Source organism: Pseudomonas sp. PB105 (assembly GCF_009764655.1).
GTDB lineage: Bacteria > Pseudomonadota > Gammaproteobacteria > Pseudomonadales > Pseudomonadaceae > Aquipseudomonas > Aquipseudomonas cyclaminis.
Window position 1 is genome coordinate 1 of sequence record NZ_RWIO01000006.1, and the last position, 18320, is coordinate 18320.

The 18320-nt window shown below is 59.6% G+C and carries 17 protein-coding genes; 13 read left to right on the plus strand and 4 right to left on the minus strand.

Annotated elements, in window-relative coordinates; all coding sequences use genetic code 11:
- Positions 1-225 precede the first annotated feature (225 nt).
- Positions 226-1572: an MFS transporter gene (locus EJD88_RS00695; protein WP_150761140.1), complete on the minus strand. Its 1347-nt coding sequence runs from the start codon at positions 1570-1572 to the stop codon at positions 226-228.
- A gap of 251 nt (positions 1573-1823) precedes the next feature.
- Between EJD88_RS00695 and EJD88_RS00700 the strand changes: the two genes are divergently transcribed.
- From EJD88_RS00700 to EJD88_RS00710, 3 genes are all read left to right on the plus strand, one after another.
- Positions 1824-2189 carry a YkgJ family cysteine cluster protein gene (locus tag EJD88_RS00700; protein ID WP_099583304.1) on the plus strand — a complete coding sequence of 122 codons (366 nt, stop codon included), beginning with the start codon at positions 1824-1826 and terminating at the stop codon, positions 2187-2189.
- A gap of 138 nt (positions 2190-2327) precedes the next feature.
- The gene (locus EJD88_RS00705; RefSeq protein WP_158876247.1) at positions 2328-4592 is read left to right on the plus strand and encodes a bifunctional diguanylate cyclase/phosphodiesterase; all 2265 of its coding nucleotides are present in this window, start codon (positions 2328-2330) and stop codon (positions 4590-4592) included.
- Between the two features lie 203 nt (positions 4593-4795).
- Positions 4796-6991: a hypothetical protein gene (locus EJD88_RS00710; RefSeq protein WP_158876249.1), complete on the plus strand. Its 2196-nt coding sequence runs from the start codon at positions 4796-4798 to the stop codon at positions 6989-6991.
- A 36-nt stretch (positions 6992-7027) separates the two neighbouring features.
- On the opposite strand, the gene EJD88_RS00715 is transcribed toward EJD88_RS00710, so the two are convergent.
- Positions 7028-8119, minus strand: a complete 1092-nt coding sequence (locus tag EJD88_RS00715; RefSeq protein ID WP_158876250.1) for a hypothetical protein — start codon at positions 8117-8119, stop codon at positions 7028-7030.
- Between the two features lie 257 nt (positions 8120-8376).
- Positions 8377-8682, minus strand: coding sequence for a DUF2288 domain-containing protein (locus tag EJD88_RS00720; RefSeq protein WP_158876252.1), 306 nt, complete (start codon positions 8680-8682; stop codon positions 8377-8379).
- 341 nt (positions 8683-9023) lie between these two features.
- On the opposite strand from EJD88_RS00720, the gene EJD88_RS00725 reads away from it, so the two are divergent.
- The 9 genes from EJD88_RS00725 to EJD88_RS00765 all read left to right on the plus strand — a co-directional run bounded on the left by EJD88_RS00725 (position 9024) and on the right by EJD88_RS00765 (position 16656).
- Positions 9024-10151: a branched-chain amino acid ABC transporter substrate-binding protein gene (locus EJD88_RS00725; protein ID WP_099583308.1), complete on the plus strand. Its 1128-nt coding sequence runs from the start codon at positions 9024-9026 to the stop codon at positions 10149-10151.
- Between the two features lie 229 nt (positions 10152-10380).
- Positions 10381-11304: a high-affinity branched-chain amino acid ABC transporter permease LivH gene (livH, locus tag EJD88_RS00730; RefSeq protein ID WP_025855194.1), complete on the plus strand. Its 924-nt coding sequence runs from the start codon at positions 10381-10383 to the stop codon at positions 11302-11304.
- Positions 11301-12554, plus strand: a complete 1254-nt coding sequence (locus tag EJD88_RS00735) for a high-affinity branched-chain amino acid ABC transporter permease LivM (RefSeq protein WP_099583309.1) — start codon at positions 11301-11303, stop codon at positions 12552-12554. Before livH ends, EJD88_RS00735 begins: the two co-directional genes overlap by 4 nt.
- Positions 12551-13318: a high-affinity branched-chain amino acid ABC transporter ATP-binding protein LivG gene (livG, locus tag EJD88_RS00740; RefSeq protein ID WP_099583310.1), complete on the plus strand. Its 768-nt coding sequence runs from the start codon at positions 12551-12553 to the stop codon at positions 13316-13318. The genes EJD88_RS00735 and livG overlap by 4 nt, the downstream gene beginning before the upstream one ends.
- 1 nt (position 13319) lies before the next feature.
- A complete protein-coding gene (locus tag EJD88_RS00745) occupies positions 13320-14021 on the plus strand; it encodes an ABC transporter ATP-binding protein (protein ID WP_078731918.1) in 702 nt (233 codons plus the stop codon).
- Between the two features lie 181 nt (positions 14022-14202).
- Positions 14203-14499, plus strand: a complete 297-nt coding sequence (locus EJD88_RS00750; protein WP_112193901.1) for a DUF2282 domain-containing protein — start codon at positions 14203-14205, stop codon at positions 14497-14499.
- Between the two features lie 23 nt (positions 14500-14522).
- Positions 14523-15401 carry a DUF692 domain-containing protein gene (locus EJD88_RS00755; RefSeq protein ID WP_158876254.1) on the plus strand — a complete coding sequence of 293 codons (879 nt, stop codon included), beginning with the start codon at positions 14523-14525 and terminating at the stop codon, positions 15399-15401.
- Complete coding sequence (locus tag EJD88_RS00760; protein WP_099583313.1) at positions 15398-16174, plus strand: DNA-binding domain-containing protein; 777 nt, start codon at positions 15398-15400, stop codon at positions 16172-16174. The genes EJD88_RS00755 and EJD88_RS00760 overlap by 4 nt, the downstream gene beginning before the upstream one ends.
- Positions 16171-16656 carry a DoxX family protein gene (locus EJD88_RS00765; protein WP_099583314.1) on the plus strand — a complete coding sequence of 162 codons (486 nt, stop codon included), beginning with the start codon at positions 16171-16173 and terminating at the stop codon, positions 16654-16656. The genes EJD88_RS00760 and EJD88_RS00765 overlap by 4 nt, the downstream gene beginning before the upstream one ends.
- On the opposite strand, the gene EJD88_RS00770 is transcribed toward EJD88_RS00765, so the two are convergent.
- Positions 16653-17561, minus strand: coding sequence for a LysR family transcriptional regulator (locus EJD88_RS00770; RefSeq protein WP_158876256.1), 909 nt, complete (start codon positions 17559-17561; stop codon positions 16653-16655). The two genes, EJD88_RS00765 and EJD88_RS00770, sit on opposite strands and share 4 nt — an antisense overlap.
- 103 nt (positions 17562-17664) lie before the next feature.
- Between EJD88_RS00770 and EJD88_RS00775 the strand changes: the two genes are divergently transcribed.
- Complete coding sequence (locus tag EJD88_RS00775) at positions 17665-18264, plus strand: short chain dehydrogenase (protein WP_158876258.1); 600 nt, start codon at positions 17665-17667, stop codon at positions 18262-18264.
- Positions 18265-18320 lie beyond the last annotated feature (56 nt).

An 18320-nucleotide genomic window follows, 5' to 3' on the forward strand; every position in this document is an offset into this window, starting at 1 on the left:
TTGCTGATGCTACGCGGTGTTTGTTATTGGGGCTGCTTCGCAGCCCAGCGCGGGACAAGCCCGCTCACCACAACAGCCCATTTGCCATAGATTCAGCATCCACTGGAAGTTGTGTCGATACCTATGCTCATCGGGGGCAAGCCCCCTCCCACATTGATCGATGATCGACAGAGCAACACGGTCAACTGTGGGAGGGGGCTTGCCCCCGATGGCATCACCTCCATCTCAAGCCGTCACCGCAGCCGCCGGCACCTCGTCAGCCACCAATCCGGCCTTCATGCGCTTGGCATCGCGCACAAAACTGCGCGAGGCCTGGAACAAGAACAGCATCGTCAAGAACAGCGCCACCGGAATCAGGTACATGGCGTCATGCAGACCCACGGCTTTATAAGCCTCGGTCATCTGCGCAGCCCCATCGGCATACATCGCCGAATGAGCAAAGTGATCGGACAATCCGCCCACCACAATCGGCCCCATGCCCCCGCCCAGCAAGTACAACCCGGCAAAGAACAACGCCATCGCCGTGGCTCGCAGGCGCGGCTCGACCACGTCCTGGATCGCCGTGTACACGCAGGTGTAGAAGTTATAGGCAAACAACCAACCCACACTGAACAGCGCCACAAACACACCAATCTCGATGCGCCCGGCATGCAAGGCCCAGGCGGTCGTGACGGTGGAGATGATCAGGCTGCACGCGGCAAACAGCAGCCGCCCATTGGCAACCCGTTGGTGAATCTTGTCGGCGATCCAGCCGCCCAGGGTCAGCCCCACCAAGCCGGTCAAACCGACAATCACCCCGGTGGCAACGGCCGCATCCTGTAACGGCATAAGGAAGTACCGTTGCAGCATCGGCACCAGAAACGAGTTGCACGCGTAGGTGGCAAAGTTAAAGCACAGCCCGGCCAGCACCAGCCACAGAAAAGTCGGTACGGCCAGCACGCGGCGGATCGGGCGGTCGACGCGCTCCTGGGAGACTTGTACGGTTTCGGCAGCGCCGCGCTTGGGTTCCTTGATATAGAACATGAACACCGCGAGGATCATCCCCGGCACGGCGGCGATAAAAAACGGGGCGCGCCAGCTGTCGAAGGCCTTGACCATCCAACCAATGGTAAAAAACGCCAGCAACAGGCCCAGCGGCAGGCCCAGCATGAAAATCCCCATCGCCCGGGCGCGACGATGCGCCGGGAACAGGTCGCCAATCAGCGAGTTGGCGGCCGGCGCATAGCTGGCTTCACCAATACCGATGCCCATGCGCACCAGCAAAAACGTCCAGAAACTGCCGACCAGACCGTTGACCGCCGTCAGCCCGCTCCATGCAAACAGGCCCCACCCCATCAGTTTGCTACGCGAGCCGGTATCGGCCAGGCGACCGAGCGGCAGGCCGGCAATGGCGTAGACGATGGTAAAGGCCGTGCCGATGATGCCGAGCTGGAAGTCGCTCAGGTGCCATTCCATGCGGATCGGCTCGATGATGATCGCCGGAATGGTGCGATCGAAGAAGTTGAACAGGTTGGCCAGAAACAGCAGGAACAGAATGCGCCAGGCATTCGCCGCTTGGGTCGAGTTCTGCATGGGTCCGTCTCTTTTATTGTTATGAGAGCTGCGATGCCCGATGCATCCTGCCCGGTACCTGCAACATAGTCAGGCGAGCCCAGGTTGTCTGTAATGATTCGTAAAGCTGATAGGGCATGATTTCACCCGGCGCTACGGGACTTCGCCTACGAAAATATAAGTGCGCGCCCCTCTTCCCAACGGCCATGGCACGGATAGAATGGCGAGCCTTCCCGTAGCCCCCCTTCTTACTTTTCTTATTGACGACGCCCATGTCCGAAGCCAGTCCGTGTCTGAGTTGCGGTGCCTGCTGTTCATACTTCCGAGTGTCTTTCTTCTGGGGTGAGTGCGCCTCGTCGGGCGGCACAGTGCCCGATGACCTGGTGGTCCAGATCAACCCGACGCGCGTCGCGATGATCGGCACCGACCAGAAGCCCGCGCGCTGCTGCAGCCTTGAAGGCGAAGTCGGCAAAGGCACCAGCTGCTCAATTTATGAGCAACGCTCAAGCACCTGCCGAGAATTCGATGCGTCGTGGAGCCAGGGCGAGCAGAGCCTCGATTGCGATGCAGCCCGCGCCGCATTTGGCCTGCCGCCGTTGCAAGCGCCATTCGAGTTGGAGCTGCCCATCAGCGCTTAGCATTAATCGCTATGAGCGGCATGCCAAAATCATTGAGAGCAAAGTGCCATTATCCCTGGCAAATCCTTCGAGGCTTCTATACTCGACCTCATAGGTCACTGCCGTAGGCTGTGACGTGACGCTATGACAGGACATGCTATGGAATGGCTGGGTCTGCACTTCTTTACCGACCTTCCAGAGAACGGGCACTTATTACTCAATTGCAGTCATAACCCTTTCCTGGTGCTACTGGCCTACCTGGTCGCCTGTGCGGCGGGGTTCGGCACGCTGGACATGGCCGAACGCGTTGGCCATGTCGAAGACCCCACCGCGCGCCGCCACTGGCGCTGGCTGGGTGCCGGATGCCTGGCGGGTGGCATCTGGTCCACCCACTTCATCAGCATGCTGGCCTTCCAGGCGCCCATTGCCATTCACTACGAACTGATCACCACGTTCGCGTCGCTGCTGATCGCCCTGATCGCCTCATTGTTCGCCATGAAAACCCTCAGTCATACCAATGTGCGCTTGCACCAGTACCTGCTGGCGTCGGTGTGGATGGGGTTTGGCATCACCTTGATGCACTACGTCGGCATGTCGGCCATGCACTCCCAGGCTCAGATGTACTTCGAGTCGGGGCTGTTCTTTGCGTCCCTGGGCATCGCCATGGGCGCCAGCCTGGCGGCGTTGTTGCTGTCCAGCTACCTGCGCACCGGCGCCGGGGTCTTTCATCAACTGCTCAAATACGCCGCCAGCCTGGTGCTGGGCGCGGGCATTCTGAGCATGCATTTTACCGGCATGGCGGCGATGCGACTGATTGTGCCCACGGGCGCCGACCTTTCGTTGACGCAGGACAACAACCCCATCCAACTGGGTCTGTCGGTCGCCGTGATCACCTTGCTGGTGATCGGCAGCAGCATCAGCGCGGCCCTGGCGGACAAGAAGCTGCAACACAAGGAGCGCGACCTGCGACGGGTCAACGCGCTGCTCAGCGAACTGGACCAGGCACGTGCCTCCCTGCAACAGGTGGCCCATTACGACGCCCTGACCAGCCTGCTCAATCGCCGGGGTTTCAATCAGATCTTTGCGGAAAAAATCGCCGAAAAGACCGCGTCAAACGGCATGATGGCGGTTATTTTCCTGGACATCGACCACTTCAAGCGCATCAACGACAGCCTCGGCCATGACGCCGGCGATCAATTGCTCACCGTACTCGCCAGCCATATCAAAGGCTCGGTGCGCAGCCATGCAGACGTGGTCGCCCGGTTTGGCGGCGATGAGTTCTGCATCCTGATCAGCGTCCACCACCGCGACGAAGCGCGGCACCTGGCCCAGCGCATCATGCAGAAAATGAAAGAGCCCATCGAACTGGCCGGCCGGCGCATGGTAATGACCACCAGCATCGGCATCAGCCTGTTTCCCGATGACGGCGCGACCTGCGAAGAGCTGCTGAAGACCGCCGATCTGGCGCTGTACCAGTCCAAAGAAACGGGACGTAACAGTCTCAACTTCTTCAGCTCCAACCTGAAAACCAGGGCCTTCCTCGAACTGCAATTGGAAGAAGAACTGCGCAGCGCCCTGCGCGCCCAGAACCAACTGGTACTGTTCTACCAACCGATCTTTGACATGAAACTGGGCAAGGTCACGCGCCTGGAAGCCTTGGTGCGCTGGCAACATCCGCAACATGGGCTGCTGGCCCCGGACCGTTTTATCGGCATTGCCGAAAGCAACGGGCTGATCGCCGACCTCGACCACTGGGTACTGCGCCAGGCCTGCCACGACTTGAGCCTGCTCTGCGACCGAGGCTATACCGACCTGACCATGACGGTGAATTGCTCGGCCCTGAACCTGGCCCGCGATGAGCTGGCGGACGAAATCGAGGACGCCCTGCGCTTCAGCGGAATCGGCGCCGACCGCCTGGAACTGGAAGTGACTGAAAATGCGCTGATGGGCAACATCAGCAGCACCCTGGCGCTGTTGCGGCAAATCCGGGCGCTGGGTGTGTCGCTGTCCATCGACGACTTCGGCACCGGCTACTCCTCCCTCGCCTACCTCAAGCGCCTGCCGCTCAACACCTTGAAGATCGATCGTTCGTTTATCCAGGACATTCCCAAGTCGGCGACCGATATCGAAATCGTCCAGGCGATCATCGGCATGGCCCATACCCTGCACCTGCACGTGGTGACCGAAGGCGTGGAAACCCAGGCCCAGTTCGACTTGCTGCTCAAGCACGGCTGTGATTACGTCCAGGGCTACCTGCTGAGCCCGGCGGTGCCCGCCAGCGACATCATCGGCGTGATGCAGGGTATCGATATGCGCAACCCGCTCAATCCGTTGAGCGGCAAGGCTGCAAAGGACACCAGCCCGCCGAAAGAACCGCCCCCGGCGCGCTCAGGCCCCCCTTCCATCGTCAGGCCAATTCGCTGACGCCGAATCTTTGGCATTTCGCCATCATTTATCTCAAGATTCCCGACAAACGGCCGATTCATCAGAGTCCGGCCAGGTTTGCCCTGAGAACACAGGGTCAAACCCGATTATCCCGGACAAGGACGCACTGCAAAGTCGCGAACTCCCACTCCGTGATGGCCGTTTTATTCTTTTCAGCCATCCGCCCAGGCACATGGCGCACCATGACTTCTAAAAATAACTCTGCCACCGTGGTATCCGACGTGTTGCCCACAGCTCCTGCGGAAAAATCCTCAGGTTCAAAGTCATCGAGCAGCGCCCGCCCGCTGTCCACCCAGCAATACCTGTACTTCACCGAGACCAATACCGACCGCATCCTCGATAACCTCGACGGCCTGCGCGACATGGTGTTCCCGCGCCCGCCTCAGTTGGAAATGGACGGCGAGCAGCGCAGCGAGCAGGAATTCCCGTCGGTGTGCCTGATCGGCCTGGGGCGCTGCGGTTCGAACATTGCGCTGGACGTGGCGGAGTTGGTGTACAACGCGCGCAAGTTCTACCTGAACGAGTTCAGCAACGAAGATAAGCTTCAATTTAAAAAGAGCCATCAGGACAAGGGTTACAGCCCCACCCAGTGGATCCGCAACAACCTGCGCCTGGGCGGCGGCAAAGCCAGCAAGCCGGTGTTCCTGGTGGAACCGTTGGTGATGCTCGGCGACCTGGACAAGGACATTGCCGGGCGTATCCGCTTCTCGCGCAAGAGCGAAAAAAGCGGCTTCCTGCGCGACTACAGCAAGATGAAAATCATGGACCTGTCGGAAGTCCATGCCGGCGGCGCCGGTAATGCGCCGATCCTCGGCCAGTACCTGGCCAAGATCATCCTCAATAAAGACACCCAGCGTTTTTCCAGCCCTGACTGGAAGATGATCCACTCGTACCTGATCGACTCCTGCGGTATCAAGGCCAACCAGTCGCGCCTGTATTTTTCGATCTTCAGCGCCGGTGGCGGCACCGGCTCGGGCATGGCCTCGGAATTCGGCCTGGCCCAGCAGCACTCGTACATGAACAAGACGTTCGACACCAAGCCCGCCGACGAGCACGACAGCAAGAGCGGCCACGCTTTCGTCTTCGAACCGATCTTCACCAGCGGCATTTGCGTACTGCCGAATATTTCCGATCACCGCAGCGAAATGTCCGAAGCGTTGCACATCAATGCCGGACGGCTGCTGTGCAAATACCTGTCGGAAGAGTGGGACTTCTCGTACAACTTCGACAACGAGGACAGCAGCGAAGCCAGTGTGAAGGGGCGTATCCGTCCGTGGAACGCGATGATGCTGATCTCCAACGACATCATGCGTTACGCCGAAGAAAGCGATGACGGCAACATCCAGAACATTGACGTCAATGCCATGGAAAAACACGCCAACCAGTACATCTCCCAACAGATCTTCAACATCCTCACCGCCCAGGCCGTGACCACCGACTACGACCAGAACTACTTCCGTCGCGCCGGCATCGACATCGGCGAAACCATCCGCCTGGACGCCAACGACCTGTTCATGAGCCTGGCCGGCCCGGTGGCGATTGCCTACGCCGAGTCCGTGGTCCCGGAAACCCCGGCGCCGTCGAATGACAAGTTCAAAGTCTTCGAAAAAGAGCCGCAACGCCTGAACATCGACGACCTGTTCTTCCGCTCCATCGACCTGCCGCACTTCAACAAAGTCACCCAGGCCATCGAAGGCATCAGCCTGTTGCCGATCGAGTCCAAGCGCTACAAAGCGTCCCTGGAGCAGTACAAGAACTCCGGCTATGACGCGGCGGCGCTGCACGACCTGCACTTCTTCAAGAACTGCTCGTCGGTGGTGTCCATCGTCTCGCTGCCCAAGGACTACAAGCTGTCCTATATGGACCTGAACCGGCTCAAGACCCACCTCAACAGCCTGTTCCCCAACACTACCCTCAAGCGTTATGCCCTGGTGATCGGCGCCTCGGCCAACCTGTCGCTGACCACCTTGATCGCCAAGAGCCCGTGCCTGTCGGATGACTTCCTGACGCTGATCGTGGCCTTTATCAAACGCTGCTTCGCACGCAACCCGTACCGCTTCGACGACACTCTGGACAACTCGATCCTGGACTTCATCATCCACGAGGACTTCGACGAAGACCGGATCGACGAGTTGCTCAACGAGTTTGAAAACCCGGCGAAGATCCTCGACACCAACTGGTACGCGATCAAGCCGATGTATGAAAAGAAGTACCGCGAGTTGATCAACGACAAAGACAAGTTCGTGTCGATCAATGACATTCGTCTGTCACGGGACTGCGTGAAGAAAGCGATCAAGTACCTGCGCGAGATCTACCGTCACCGCATCGGCAAGACCAAGGTAATTTCGTTGAACAACCACACCGGCAAAACCGCCTAGCACTGTGCGACGGCGCCGCGTGGCGCCGTCGCCAGCTCAGTGTGTCATGCGTTGGCGCAGGAACGCGATGATGGTCTTTTCGTCAGCGCGCTTGGCAGGCCGGGGGAAATGCTTCGGCCAGCCGGCGTCTTTCGCGCCGAAAAAGCGCTTCTGCTCGGCCTCATTCCAGCTGCGAATCTCCCGCGATGCCGATTCCCACCAGCCATGTCGGCACACGTCGTAGTACGGATGCTCAGGTGCCGAACTGCCATAGAGCAAATCGCGGCCGACCTTTTTGACGTGTTTGCGCTGATTGCGCAGCTTCCATTTGATACGCAGCCGCTGCCAGGGCGACGGCACGGGTTTGACCTGCGGCACATCCAGGCAACGCGCTACCAACTCGGGGCCGAATACCTCACCGTGCAGCGTGAAGAAGTGCGCCTGCATGGCATGGAAGAAGCGCTTGTCGGCAAAGTAGTGATGCACGAACTTGCGCGCCTCGCGCACCTTCTGATCGCGCATCGCAAAGGAAATCGCGATTTGCTCGATGGTGTGGATATCGAACGTGTGCTGGGTCCACTCGTCGATCAGGCGGATAGACGCTTCGAGCAGCGGCGCATCACTGGCGCGCACACCGCACAGGCCACTGTTGTAGAGCTTGAAGCTGTTATCGGCACAGATGCCGTGGGCCTGTAGGTGTTCGCCCAGCTTGAGGTAGTCCGCACGCTGACAGACGTAACTCCAGTCGTACTCGAAGCCATCCATCACGTACTGGCCCGGCTCGATCAGCTCAAACACACGATGGGGGGATTTGAGGAACAGGGTGTCGGTGTCGACAAACAGGGTTTTGTCCGCCAGCGTCAGCCCGTGGGCAATCGCGCAGGCCTTGCGGCGGTGGGTATAGCCGTTCTCACCCTGCCATTGGGTCAGGGTCTGTTCATCCAGGCTGATGGTTTCAACCGGCCAGCCGAGGTAGTCCTGGGGGCGATCGGTCATGACCCGAATGCACAACGACTCGCCCGCTTTCAGCTGGGACAAGGCGGTGAGGATGCTGAATTTGGCTTCGCGCCGATAAACGTCCTGATTACCGTAGATAAGGTAAAGCAGTTGGTGCGAGGGCTTGGCTAAAGGGGGCAGCGCTGACGGCATAACTAGCTCCGGGTAACAAGCGACGAACTTTACCGGAATTCACCGCTTCCTACGGAATGTTCTGACCTCCGACTTCCATCTATTAACACCGAGAAACAATTCTCCCAGCCGTTCGCCCACGGGAAAACTGTTCCCATGACGCGCACGTCACCCTGAGCTGTGACCTTTCTTCACGGCAACATGCCATCACGTCGATTGCGGTTACTCGGCTACACACTTTTGCAGCGGGATTACGCGCACCGTTTTGGTGCCAACAGCTATTGCCGCGCCCTTTCCTGGATCAGTATCCACGGCGAAACCACCACCGCCCACAAGCCAGGGTCACGCGCCACAAGGTCCAATGCCCGCGTTGCAGACACTTCGCCCAGGCTGCCCGAGGCCAGCCAGGCAGCCACTTTGTCACGGTTGTCCTCGGCCATTCCCTCGGCGGCTTCGATCAAATCCAGACCGGCGTCGACCCACAATAGGGCACCCTTGGCAAAGAACGGCTCAAGCTCCTTCCAGGAAATTTCGGCCGTTTCACCGAGCAGCTTGGCATAGAGGGTGCTAGGTTCTTGCGTCATGGGAATTCACCTTGGGAAAAAATCGGCGCAATCATAACGTCGCGGCCAAGCTAGAAAAACCCAGTTGCAAATGAGTCATCGATAGAAAGTGTCAGGAAAGCCAAGGATTGCCCGAAACTCTGGCATCACCCCGCCGCAATTCTGTCTTTTTCTTTCATTAAAGCGACACACCCGGCTTTTGCCCCCAGCAGCCAGCTTTTCAAGCGATGAATCGGCGCTCTACACTGTACCGGTACAGTTGCCAGGGCACTGCCGGGGGGATATCCGAGATATCTGATCCGGTTCTGCAGCTCACAAGGCCGCTAGAACTATAAAAAATACAACAGTAAGAGTGGAGCACTATGAATAAGGCTACTAAGCAGATTTCCAAACTGTTTGCCGCTATGGTCCTGGCTGGGGTTGCCGGCCATTCGTTCGCAGCTGACACCATCAAGATCGGCATCGCCGGTCCGAAGACGGGTCCTGTAACGCAATACGGCGACATGCAATTCATGGGTGCCAAGCAGGCAATCGCCGACATCAACGCCAAAGGCGGCGTCGACGGCAAAATGCTTGAAGCCAAGGAATACGACGACGCTTGCGATCCTAAACAAGCCGTGGCCGTGGCCAACAAAGTGGTCAACGACGGCGTCAAGTTCGTGGTCGGTCACCTCTGCTCCAGCTCCACTCAGCCAGCGTCCGACATCTATGAAGACGAAGGCGTGATCATGATCACCCCGGCGGCCACCAGCCCGGAAATCACTTCCCGTGGCTATAAGCTGGTGTTCCGCACCATCGGCCTGGACAGCGCCCAAGGCCCGGCGGCCGGCAACTACATTGCCGACCACGTGAAGCCAAAAGTCGTTGCAGTCATCCACGACAAGCAGCAATACGGTGAAGGCATCGCCACCGCCGTTAAACAGACTCTCGAGAAGAAAGGCGTGAAAGTTGCCCTCTTCGAAGGTATCAACGCTGGCGACAAGGACTTCGGCTCGCTGATCCAGAAGCTCAAGCAAGCCAACGTCGACTTCGTCTACTACGGTGGCTACCACCCTGAGCTGGGCCTGATCCTGCGCCAAGCCAAGGAAAAAGGCGTGAACGCCAAGTTCATGGGCCCTGAAGGCGTCGGCAACGACTCCATCTCGCAAATCGCCCAGAACGCTTCCGAAGGTCTGCTGGTGACCCTGCCGAAGTCTTTCGACACCGATCCAGCCAACAAGGCCATTGTTGAAGAGTTCACCAAGAACAAGCAGGACCCAACCGGTCCGTTCGTGTTCCCGGCCTACTCGGCTGTTGAAGTGATCGCCGGTGGTATCGCCGCCGCGAAGAGCGATGACACCGCCAAAGTGGCTGCTGCCATCCACGCAGGCACCTTCAAGACCCCTACCGGCGAGCTGAGCTTCGACGCCAAGGGCGACCTGAAGGACTTCAAATTCGTGGTCTACGAATGGCACTTCGGCAAACCAAAAACCGAAGTTTCCCCTCAGTAAGCCAGGCGTTACTGGTCCAACAAGCCCACTGTGAGAGCAGTGGGCTTTGTTTTACGAGGTTTATGGGCCTGTCACCCGCGATCCGGGCGCTGGCTCACCTGAAAATCTTAAAACCGTCACCAGCGGTTCGCTGGCAAACGCTTTGTGCAAATGTGCTCGCAGAACACAGCACAGGGCCGGAACATGACTCCACCAGTGAAATGCGTATCGGGTTTTTAGGAGCGCTGTAATGCCTGAGATCTATCATTTTTTCCAAACGCTGGTTAACGGTATGACCGTTGGCAGCACCTATGCCTTGATAGCCATTGGCTACACAATGGTTTACGGCATCATTGGAATGATCAACTTCGCCCATGGCGAGGTGTACATGATTGGTTCCTACGTGGCCTTCATCGCCCTTGCCGGGCTGGCCATGATGGGTATCCACTCCCTGCCGCTGTTGATGACCGCTGCGTTCCTCGCGTCGATCATCGTGACCAGTGCCTATGGCTACAGTATCGAGCGCGTTGCCTACCGTCCCTTGCGTGGCAGCAACCGCCTGATCCCGCTGATTTCCGCCATCGGCATGTCGATTTTCCTGCAGAACACCGTACTGCTGTCCCAGGACTCCAAGGACAAGTCCATTCCCAACCTGATCCCGGGGAGCTTCTCCTTCGGCCCGGGTGGCGCACAAGAAGTGCTGATTTCGTACATGCAGGTCCTGGTTTTCGTCGTCACCCTGGTGGCGATGCTGGGCTTGACCCTGTTCATCTCCCGCTCCCGTCTGGGGCGCGCCTGCCGGGCCTGCGCCGAAGACATCAAGATGGCCAACCTGCTGGGCATCAACACCAACAACATCATCGCCCTGACCTTCGTGATCGGTGCCGCGCTGGCCGCTGTTGCGGCGGTGCTGCTGAGCATGCAGTACGGCGTGATCAACCCCAACGCCGGTTTCCTGGTAGGGCTCAAGGCCTTTACCGCGGCGGTATTGGGCGGCATCGGCAGTATCCCGGGCGCGATGCTCGGCGGGCTGGTGCTGGGTGTGGCCGAGGCGTTTGGTGCCGATATCTTCGGCGACCAATACAAGGACGTCGTCGCGTTCGGCCTGTTGGTTCTGGTGCTGTTGTTCCGTCCGACCGGCATCCTGGGCCGTCCGGAGGTTGAGAAAGTATGAGCAGATATCTTAAATCGGCGTTTTTCAGCGCCTTGCTGGTATGGGCCGTGGCCTTTCCGGTACTCGGCCTCAAGCTGAGCATTGTCGGCATCAACCTGGAAGTGCATGGCACCGGTCCCGTGACCCTGACCATCATTGCCCTGTGCTCGGTGCTGATGTTCCTGCGCGTGCTGTTCAGCGATCAGGTCGGTGCCTTGCTCAAGCGCAACCGCGGCCCGTTGGTATCGCCCAAGGTCAGCCAATTCCTGACCCTGCCGCGCACCCAGCGCTACATCATCATCGGCCTGATCGTGGCCGCGTTGATCTGGCCGTTCTTCGGCTCGCGCGGGGCGGTGGATATCGCTACCCTGATCCTGATCTACGTGCTGCTGGGCCTGGGCCTGAACATCGTGGTGGGCCTCGCCGGCCTGCTCGATCTGGGCTATGTGGGCTTCTACGCCGTGGGTGCCTACACCTACGCGCTGCTATCGCACTACCTGGGCTGGAGTTTCTGGATCTGCCTGCCGCTGGCCGGCATGGCGGCGGCCACGTTCGGCTTCCTGCTGGGCTTCCCGGTGCTGCGCCTGCGCGGTGACTACCTGGCCATCGTGACGTTGGGCTTCGGGGAAATCATCCGCCTGTTCCTGCGTAACCTCACGGACATCACCGGCGGCCCCAACGGCATCAGCAGCATCCCCAAGCCAACGTTCTTCGGGCTGTCGTTCGACCGCACCGCCGCCGAGGGCATGCAGACTTTCCACGAGTACTTCGGGATTGCCTACAACCCGGTGAGCAAAGTGGTGTTCCTGTACCTGGTTGCGCTGTTGCTGGCGCTGGCAGCACTGTTCGTGATCAACCGCTTGCTGCGCATGCCGATTGGCCGTGCATGGGAAGCGCTGCGCGAAGATGAGATCGCCTGCCGCGCCCTGGGCCTGAACCCGACCATCATCAAGCTCTCCGCCTTCACCCTCGGTGCCGCGTTCGCCGGTTTCGCCGGCAGCTTCTTTGCTGCGCGCCAAGGCCTGGTCACCCCGGAGTCGTTCACCTTTATCGAATCGGCGATCATCCTCGCCATCGTGGTTCTGGGTGGCATGGGCTCGCAACTGGGCGTGATCCTGGCGGCAATCGTGATGATCCTGCTGCCGGAAATGATGCGTGAGTTCAGCGAATACCGCATGTTGATGTTCGGCGCCATGATGGTGCTGATGATGATCTGGCGCCCTCAAGGCCTGCTGCCCATGCAACGTCCACACATGGAGCTGCGCAAATGAGCCGCGAGATCCTGAAAGTCGAAAATCTGAGCATGCGCTTTGGCGGTTTGCTGGCGGTCAACGGCGTGGCCCTGACCGTCAAGGAGAAACAGGTAGTGGCATTGATCGGCCCCAACGGCGCCGGCAAGACCACAGTGTTCAACTGCCTCACCGGCTTCTACAAGCCGAGCGGTGGCAGCATCCTGCTGGACGGTCAGCCGATCCAGGGTTTGGCCGGCCACGAGATCGCCCGCAAGGGCGTGGTGCGTACCTTCCAGAACGTGCGGTTGTTCAAGGACATGACGGCGGTCGAGAACCTGTTGATCGCCCAACACCGTCACCTGAACACCAACTTCTTTGCAGGCCTGTTCAAGACCCCGGCGTTCCGCAAAAGCGAGCGCGAGGCCATGGAGTATGCGGAGTACTGGCTGGACAAGGTCAACTTGACCGAGTTCGCCAACCGCCCTGCCGGCACCCTGGCCTATGGTCAGCAACGTCGCCTGGAAATCGCCCGCTGCATGATGACCCGCCCGCGGATCCTCATGCTCGACGAACCAGCGGCCGGCCTGAACCCCAGGGAAACCGAAGACCTCAAGGCGCTGATCGGCGTGCTGCGTGAGGAAAACAACGCCACGGTGCTGTTGATCGAACACGACATGAAACTGGTCATGAGCATTTCCGACCACATCGTGGTGATCAACCAGGGCACGCCGCTGGCCGACGGGACGCCGGAGCAGATCCGCGACAATCCTGAAGTGATCAAAGCCTATTTGGGGGAAGCGTAAAATGCTGCAATTCGAAAACGTTTCCACTTTCTACGGCAAGATCCAGGCCCTGCACAGCGTCAATGTGGAAGTGCGCCAGGGTGAAATCGTGACCCTGATCGGCGCCAACGGCGCCGGCAAGTCCACCTTGCTGATGACCTTGTGCGGTTCACCCCAGGCCCACAGCGGCAGCATCCGCTACATGGGTGAAGAGCTGGTGGGCCAGGAGTCGTCGCACATCATGCGCAAGAGCATCGCCGTAGTGCCAGAAGGCCGCCGCGTGTTCTCGCGCCTGACCGTCGAAGAGAACCTCGCCATGGGCGGGTTCTTCACCGACAAGGGCGACTACCAGGAGCAGATGGACAAGGTGCTGCACCTGTTTCCAAGGCTCAAGGAACGCTTCAGCCAGCGCGGCGGCACCATGTCCGGCGGCGAGCAGCAAATGCTCGCCATCGGCCGGGCGCTGATGAGCAAGCCCAAGCTGCTGCTGCTGGACGAACCGTCCCTGGGCCTGGCACCGATCATCATCCAGCAGATTTTCGACATCATCGAACAGCTGCGCAAAGACGGTGTGACCGTGTTTTTGGTGGAACAGAACGCCAACCAGGCGCTGAAAATCGCCGACCGCGCCTATGTATTGGAAAACGGTCGGGTGGTGATGCAGGGCACGGGTGAGCAGTTGCTGACCGATCCGAAGGTACGGGAAGCGTACCTGGGCGGCTAAGAGACGGTTGCTGAATAAACCGGAGCTAAATGTGGGAGGGAGCTTGCCCCCTCCCACATTTGTTTCGCGTGATCCCTGAATAATTATTTTCGATCCGCATGTAACGAACTCAGCCCTCCCCTCTCTAGTGGTGCATGCAGGCACTCAAGCCTGCCCACACGACCACTACTGGAGATACACCATGACCACCAAACTGTCCGCCTCCGCCCTCATCCTGGCCCTGGGTTCCGCCCTGAGCCTGTCCGCCCTGACCACCACCGCCCATGCCGCCGACGACATGCAGAAATGCTTCGGCGTCGCAGAAGCCGGCAAAAACGATTGCGCCGCAGGCGCGGGCACTTCCTGTGCGGGCACGTCGAAAACCAAGGATCAGGCCAACGCCTGGAAACTGGTCCCCGCCGGCACCTGCACCCAAACCCCAAGCTCTACCTCGCCGACCGGCTTCGGCCAGGAAGCGGCCTTCACCGCCAAGTCCTGAAACCCTGCATAGCCTGAGTACGGATGATGACGCTTTCCACTCTGCACAAGGTCTCAACGGCTCAGGCACCCGGCCTTCCTTCCAGGGCCGGGCTGGGGCTTAAGAGCGAGCACTTCAACGAGGTGCTCCAGACCCTTCCCGATATCGGTTTTTTTGAAGTGCACGCCGAGAACTACATGGTCGCCGGCGGCCCTTTCCATCATTACCTAGGGTTGATTCGCCAACAGTACCCGCTGTCGCTGCATGGCGTGGGCCTGTCCATCGGCGGCGAAGGCCCGCTCAACCGTGAGCACCTGGCACGGCTTGCGGCGCTGATCGAACGCTACCAACCCCACTCTTTTTCCGAACACCTGGCCTGGTCCAGCCACGGCCCGGTGTTTCTCAATGACTTGCTGCCCCTGGCCTACGACGCCAGCACCCTGAACCGGGTCTGCGAACACGTCGATCAGGTGCAGAGCGCCCTCAAGCGGCCGATGTTGCTGGAGAATCCATCGACCTACCTGCAGTTCGAGCGCTCCACCCTGGACGAGACCGACTTCATCAGCGAGATCATCCGCCGTACCGGCTGCGGCTTGCTGTTGGACGTGAACAACGTCTACGTGTCATGTATCAATCACCAACGCAACCCGCTGGCCTACATCGACGCCCTGCCGTTGCACGCCGTGGGCGAGATTCATCTGGCAGGTTTTGCCGAAGACACCGACAGCCTGGGTGATCGCCTGCTGATAGATGACCACGGTGCCCCCATCGACAACAGGGTATGGCAGCTTTACGAGCAGGTGCTCACACGCACGGGCCCGGTCGCCACCCTGATTGAGCGTGACAACCAAGTGCCTGCCTTCAACGTGTTGCACGCTGAAGCCCATCAGGCCGAACGTTATTTATCCAAGGTCCGCCCATGAGCCTTCACGACGCATTCACCAGCGCCTTGCTGGCGCCCGATCAGCCCTGCCCGGACGGCCTTTTCAGCAGTAACGGCGCCGACCCGGCCAGTCGTTTTACGGTGTATCGCAACAATGTCCACAGTGCACTGATCAATGCACTGGCCACGGCGTACCCCGTAACGGTGCGCCTGGTAGGTGATGATTTTTTCCGCGCAATGGCCAGCGTTTACGTCCAGGCTTCACCACCCGACAGCCCGTTGATGAGCGACTACGGCAGCACATTTGCCGACTTCATCCAGGGTTTCGAACCCGCCGCCAGCGTGCCCTACCTGGCCGATGTGGCCCGTTTGGAACGCCTGCGGGTTCGTGCCTATCACGCAGCGGATACGCCGTCGGTGAATCAGCAGGTCGTACTACAACACCTGCAGGCCCAAACGGCGCTGGGCGCATTACGCCTGAAACTGCACCCATCCCTCGCCACGTTGAACTGCGCCTACGCCGTGGTCGCAGTTTGGGCGGCGCACCAGACCGAGGGCGCCCTGGCCAGCCTTGATCCCTGGCAGGCACAAAGTGCACTGGTGCTGCGCCACGGACTGAGCGTCAAGGTCTTCGCCATCGACGGCGGCTCGGTCGCGTTTATCAATAGCCTGAACCACGGCGCTGCATTGGAAACGGCCGTGGCAGACGCCCTTGAAGCCTGCGCCGAATTTGACCTGCACCAATGTCTGTCACTGCTGATCAACCACGACGCCATCACTCACCTGCTCCCAGAACAAAAGGTATCGCCATGAACACCACCCCTTCGTGCCTCATCAGACGGGCCATCGCGCTTTTCGAGAAAATCCCCTACAGCCTGATCGCGTTTATTGCGCGGTTTTCCATTGCAGCCGTGTTCTGGAAATCCGGGCAAACCAAGGTCGAAGGTTTCGCGATAGACCTGATCAGCGGCACGTTCCAGCTGGGCGAACCGAAACTCGCCGCGTCGACATTGCCGTTGTTTCGCAGTGAGTACCACGTGCCGTTGTTGTCGCCGGAAGTGGCCGCGCACATGGCGGCGTTTGCCGAGCACTTTTTCCCGGTGCTGATATTGGTGGGGTTCGCCACGCGGTTCTCGGCCCTGGCCTTGATCGGCATGACGTTGGTTATTCAGCTGTTCGTGTACCCGGACGCCTACCCTACCCACGGCACCTGGCTTGCCTTGTTGTTGCTGTTGGTTGCCAAGGGTCCAGGCTGTTTTTCCATCGACCACTTGATTGCCCGCCGCTCCCGTTAAAGCCGATCCAGCGCCTCGCCGCTGCGCTTGAACCAGTCCACCAAGTAGTCAGCCAGTACCTGGGTACGCCTGGGCAGGCCACCTTGATAAGGGTGAACCAGGTACATCGGCAGGCTTCGCGTCTGGTAATCGCGCAGGAGCCAGCGCAATCGGCCGTCAGCCAATTCCGAGTGCAGTACGTAGGACGGCAGCCGGGCGATTCCGGCACCGACCAGCGCGGCCTTCTTCAACAGGTTGTAGTGGTTGGACGCGAACGTGCCACTCACCCTGACCCGCAACAACTCGTGCTGCTGGTGATACAGCCATTCCTCACGACCGCTGTAGTGGCTATTGAGCAAGCAGGTGTGCGCCGCAAGATCCGCCGGGGTCAGTGGTTCGCCGTGCTGTTCCAGATAGGCGGGGCTGGCGCAGGTCATCTCATGCCAGGCCAGCAAAGGTTTGGCCACCAGACGCTCGTTTTCGATCGACCCCGAACGCACCCCCAAGTCAAAACCGTCCCGCGCCAGGTCTCGGTAGCTGTTGTTGAGCTCAAGCTCGATCTGCACCTGGGGGTACTGCCTGGAAAACTCCAGCAACAAGCCATCGAAGAAGGTTTCGCCTAATGAAACGGGAACGGTCATACGCACCGGCCCGGCCAGATCGTCCTTGAGCCGCGCCAATGCCTGACGCGCACGTTCTACTTGCACCACCAATGCCTGGGCCTGCGGCAGCAACGCCGCGCCAGCGGCCGTCAGGCTGAGCTTGCGTGTGGTGCGGTGCAACAACACAACGGAAAACTGCGCCTCCAACTGGGAGATGCGCTTGGACAACTGGCCTTTGCTGCAGCCCAGCTGTTCGGCCGCCACGGTAAAGCTGCCCGCTTCGATCAGTACGGCAAAGGCCGCCAGGTCATCCATCTCGCTCATGGATTGTTTCCATTTGAAAACCAAAGGTTGCCTATTAGCACGTTTATCCGCTTGAAAAGCCACTCTAGACTGAACCTTCACTTACCCCTGGAGGAACTGCACCATGAAAATCCTATTGATTGGCGCCAGCGGCACCGTCGGTTCAGCCATTAAGGCCGAACTGGCGCAGCGTCATGACGTGATCAGCATCGGCCGCAGCAGCGGCGACTTCCAGGTGGATATCAGCGACAGTGCCTCGATCCGCACGCTGTTCGAGCAGACCGGCAAGTTCGACGCCCTGGTCTGTGCCGCTGGCAGTGTGAATTTTGTGGCGCTGGGGGACATGAGCGATAGCGACTTTGAACTGGGCCTGCGTGACAAGCTGATGGGCCAGGTCAACCTGCTGCTGATTGGCCGTGAATACGCCAACGACGCAGGCTCGTTCACCTTCACCAGCGGCATTCTCAACCGCGATCCGATTCGTACTGGCGCCTCGGCCGCATTGGTCAACGGTGCAATCGACGCCTTTGTGAAGGCCGCTGCCATTGAATTGCCCCGGGGCCTGCGGATCAACTCCGTCAGCCCCACGGTACTGGTGGAAGCCATGGGCAGCTACGCGCCGTATTTCCGTGGCTATAAACCGGTTCCGGGCGCTGATGTGGCATTGGCCTACGCAAAAAGCGTGGAAGGCTTGCAGACCGGCCAGACCTTTATCGTAGGCTGAATTCTACGCCTGTCAGAAATGGCTGAAGCTGGCGGCCGGGCTTGTGATGCATCGCC

Excerpts from the sequence above, each read along its gene's own strand:
- livG (WP_099583310.1), top strand. The coding sequence starts at position 12,551 with ATGAGCCGCGAGATCCTGAAAGTCGAAAATCTGAGCATGCGCTTTGGC.
- EJD88_RS00760 (WP_099583313.1), top strand. The coding sequence starts at position 15,398 with ATGAGCCTTCACGACGCATTCACCAGCGCCTTGCTGGCGCCCGATCAG.
- EJD88_RS00765 (WP_099583314.1), top strand. The coding sequence starts at position 16,171 with ATGAACACCACCCCTTCGTGCCTCATCAGACGGGCCATCGCGCTTTTC.
- EJD88_RS00775 (WP_158876258.1), top strand. The coding sequence starts at position 17,665 with ATGAAAATCCTATTGATTGGCGCCAGCGGCACCGTCGGTTCAGCCATT.
- EJD88_RS00755 (WP_158876254.1), top strand. The coding sequence starts at position 14,523 with ATGATGACGCTTTCCACTCTGCACAAGGTCTCAACGGCTCAGGCACCC.
- EJD88_RS00770 (WP_158876256.1), bottom strand. The coding sequence starts at position 17,561 with ATGAGCGAGATGGATGACCTGGCGGCCTTTGCCGTACTGATCGAAGCG.
- EJD88_RS00710 (WP_158876249.1), top strand. The coding sequence starts at position 4,796 with ATGACTTCTAAAAATAACTCTGCCACCGTGGTATCCGACGTGTTGCCC.
- EJD88_RS00745 (WP_078731918.1), top strand. The coding sequence starts at position 13,320 with ATGCTGCAATTCGAAAACGTTTCCACTTTCTACGGCAAGATCCAGGCC.
- EJD88_RS00735 (WP_099583309.1), top strand. The coding sequence starts at position 11,301 with ATGAGCAGATATCTTAAATCGGCGTTTTTCAGCGCCTTGCTGGTATGG.
- EJD88_RS00695 (WP_150761140.1), bottom strand. The coding sequence starts at position 1,572 with ATGCAGAACTCGACCCAAGCGGCGAATGCCTGGCGCATTCTGTTCCTG.
- livH (WP_025855194.1), top strand. The coding sequence starts at position 10,381 with ATGCCTGAGATCTATCATTTTTTCCAAACGCTGGTTAACGGTATGACC.
- EJD88_RS00750 (WP_112193901.1), top strand. The coding sequence starts at position 14,203 with ATGACCACCAAACTGTCCGCCTCCGCCCTCATCCTGGCCCTGGGTTCC.
- EJD88_RS00715 (WP_158876250.1), bottom strand. The coding sequence starts at position 8,119 with ATGCCGTCAGCGCTGCCCCCTTTAGCCAAGCCCTCGCACCAACTGCTT.
- EJD88_RS00705 (WP_158876247.1), top strand. The coding sequence starts at position 2,328 with ATGGAATGGCTGGGTCTGCACTTCTTTACCGACCTTCCAGAGAACGGG.
- EJD88_RS00725 (WP_099583308.1), top strand. The coding sequence starts at position 9,024 with ATGAATAAGGCTACTAAGCAGATTTCCAAACTGTTTGCCGCTATGGTC.
- EJD88_RS00720 (WP_158876252.1), bottom strand. The coding sequence starts at position 8,682 with ATGACGCAAGAACCTAGCACCCTCTATGCCAAGCTGCTCGGTGAAACG.
- EJD88_RS00700 (WP_099583304.1), top strand. The coding sequence starts at position 1,824 with ATGTCCGAAGCCAGTCCGTGTCTGAGTTGCGGTGCCTGCTGTTCATAC.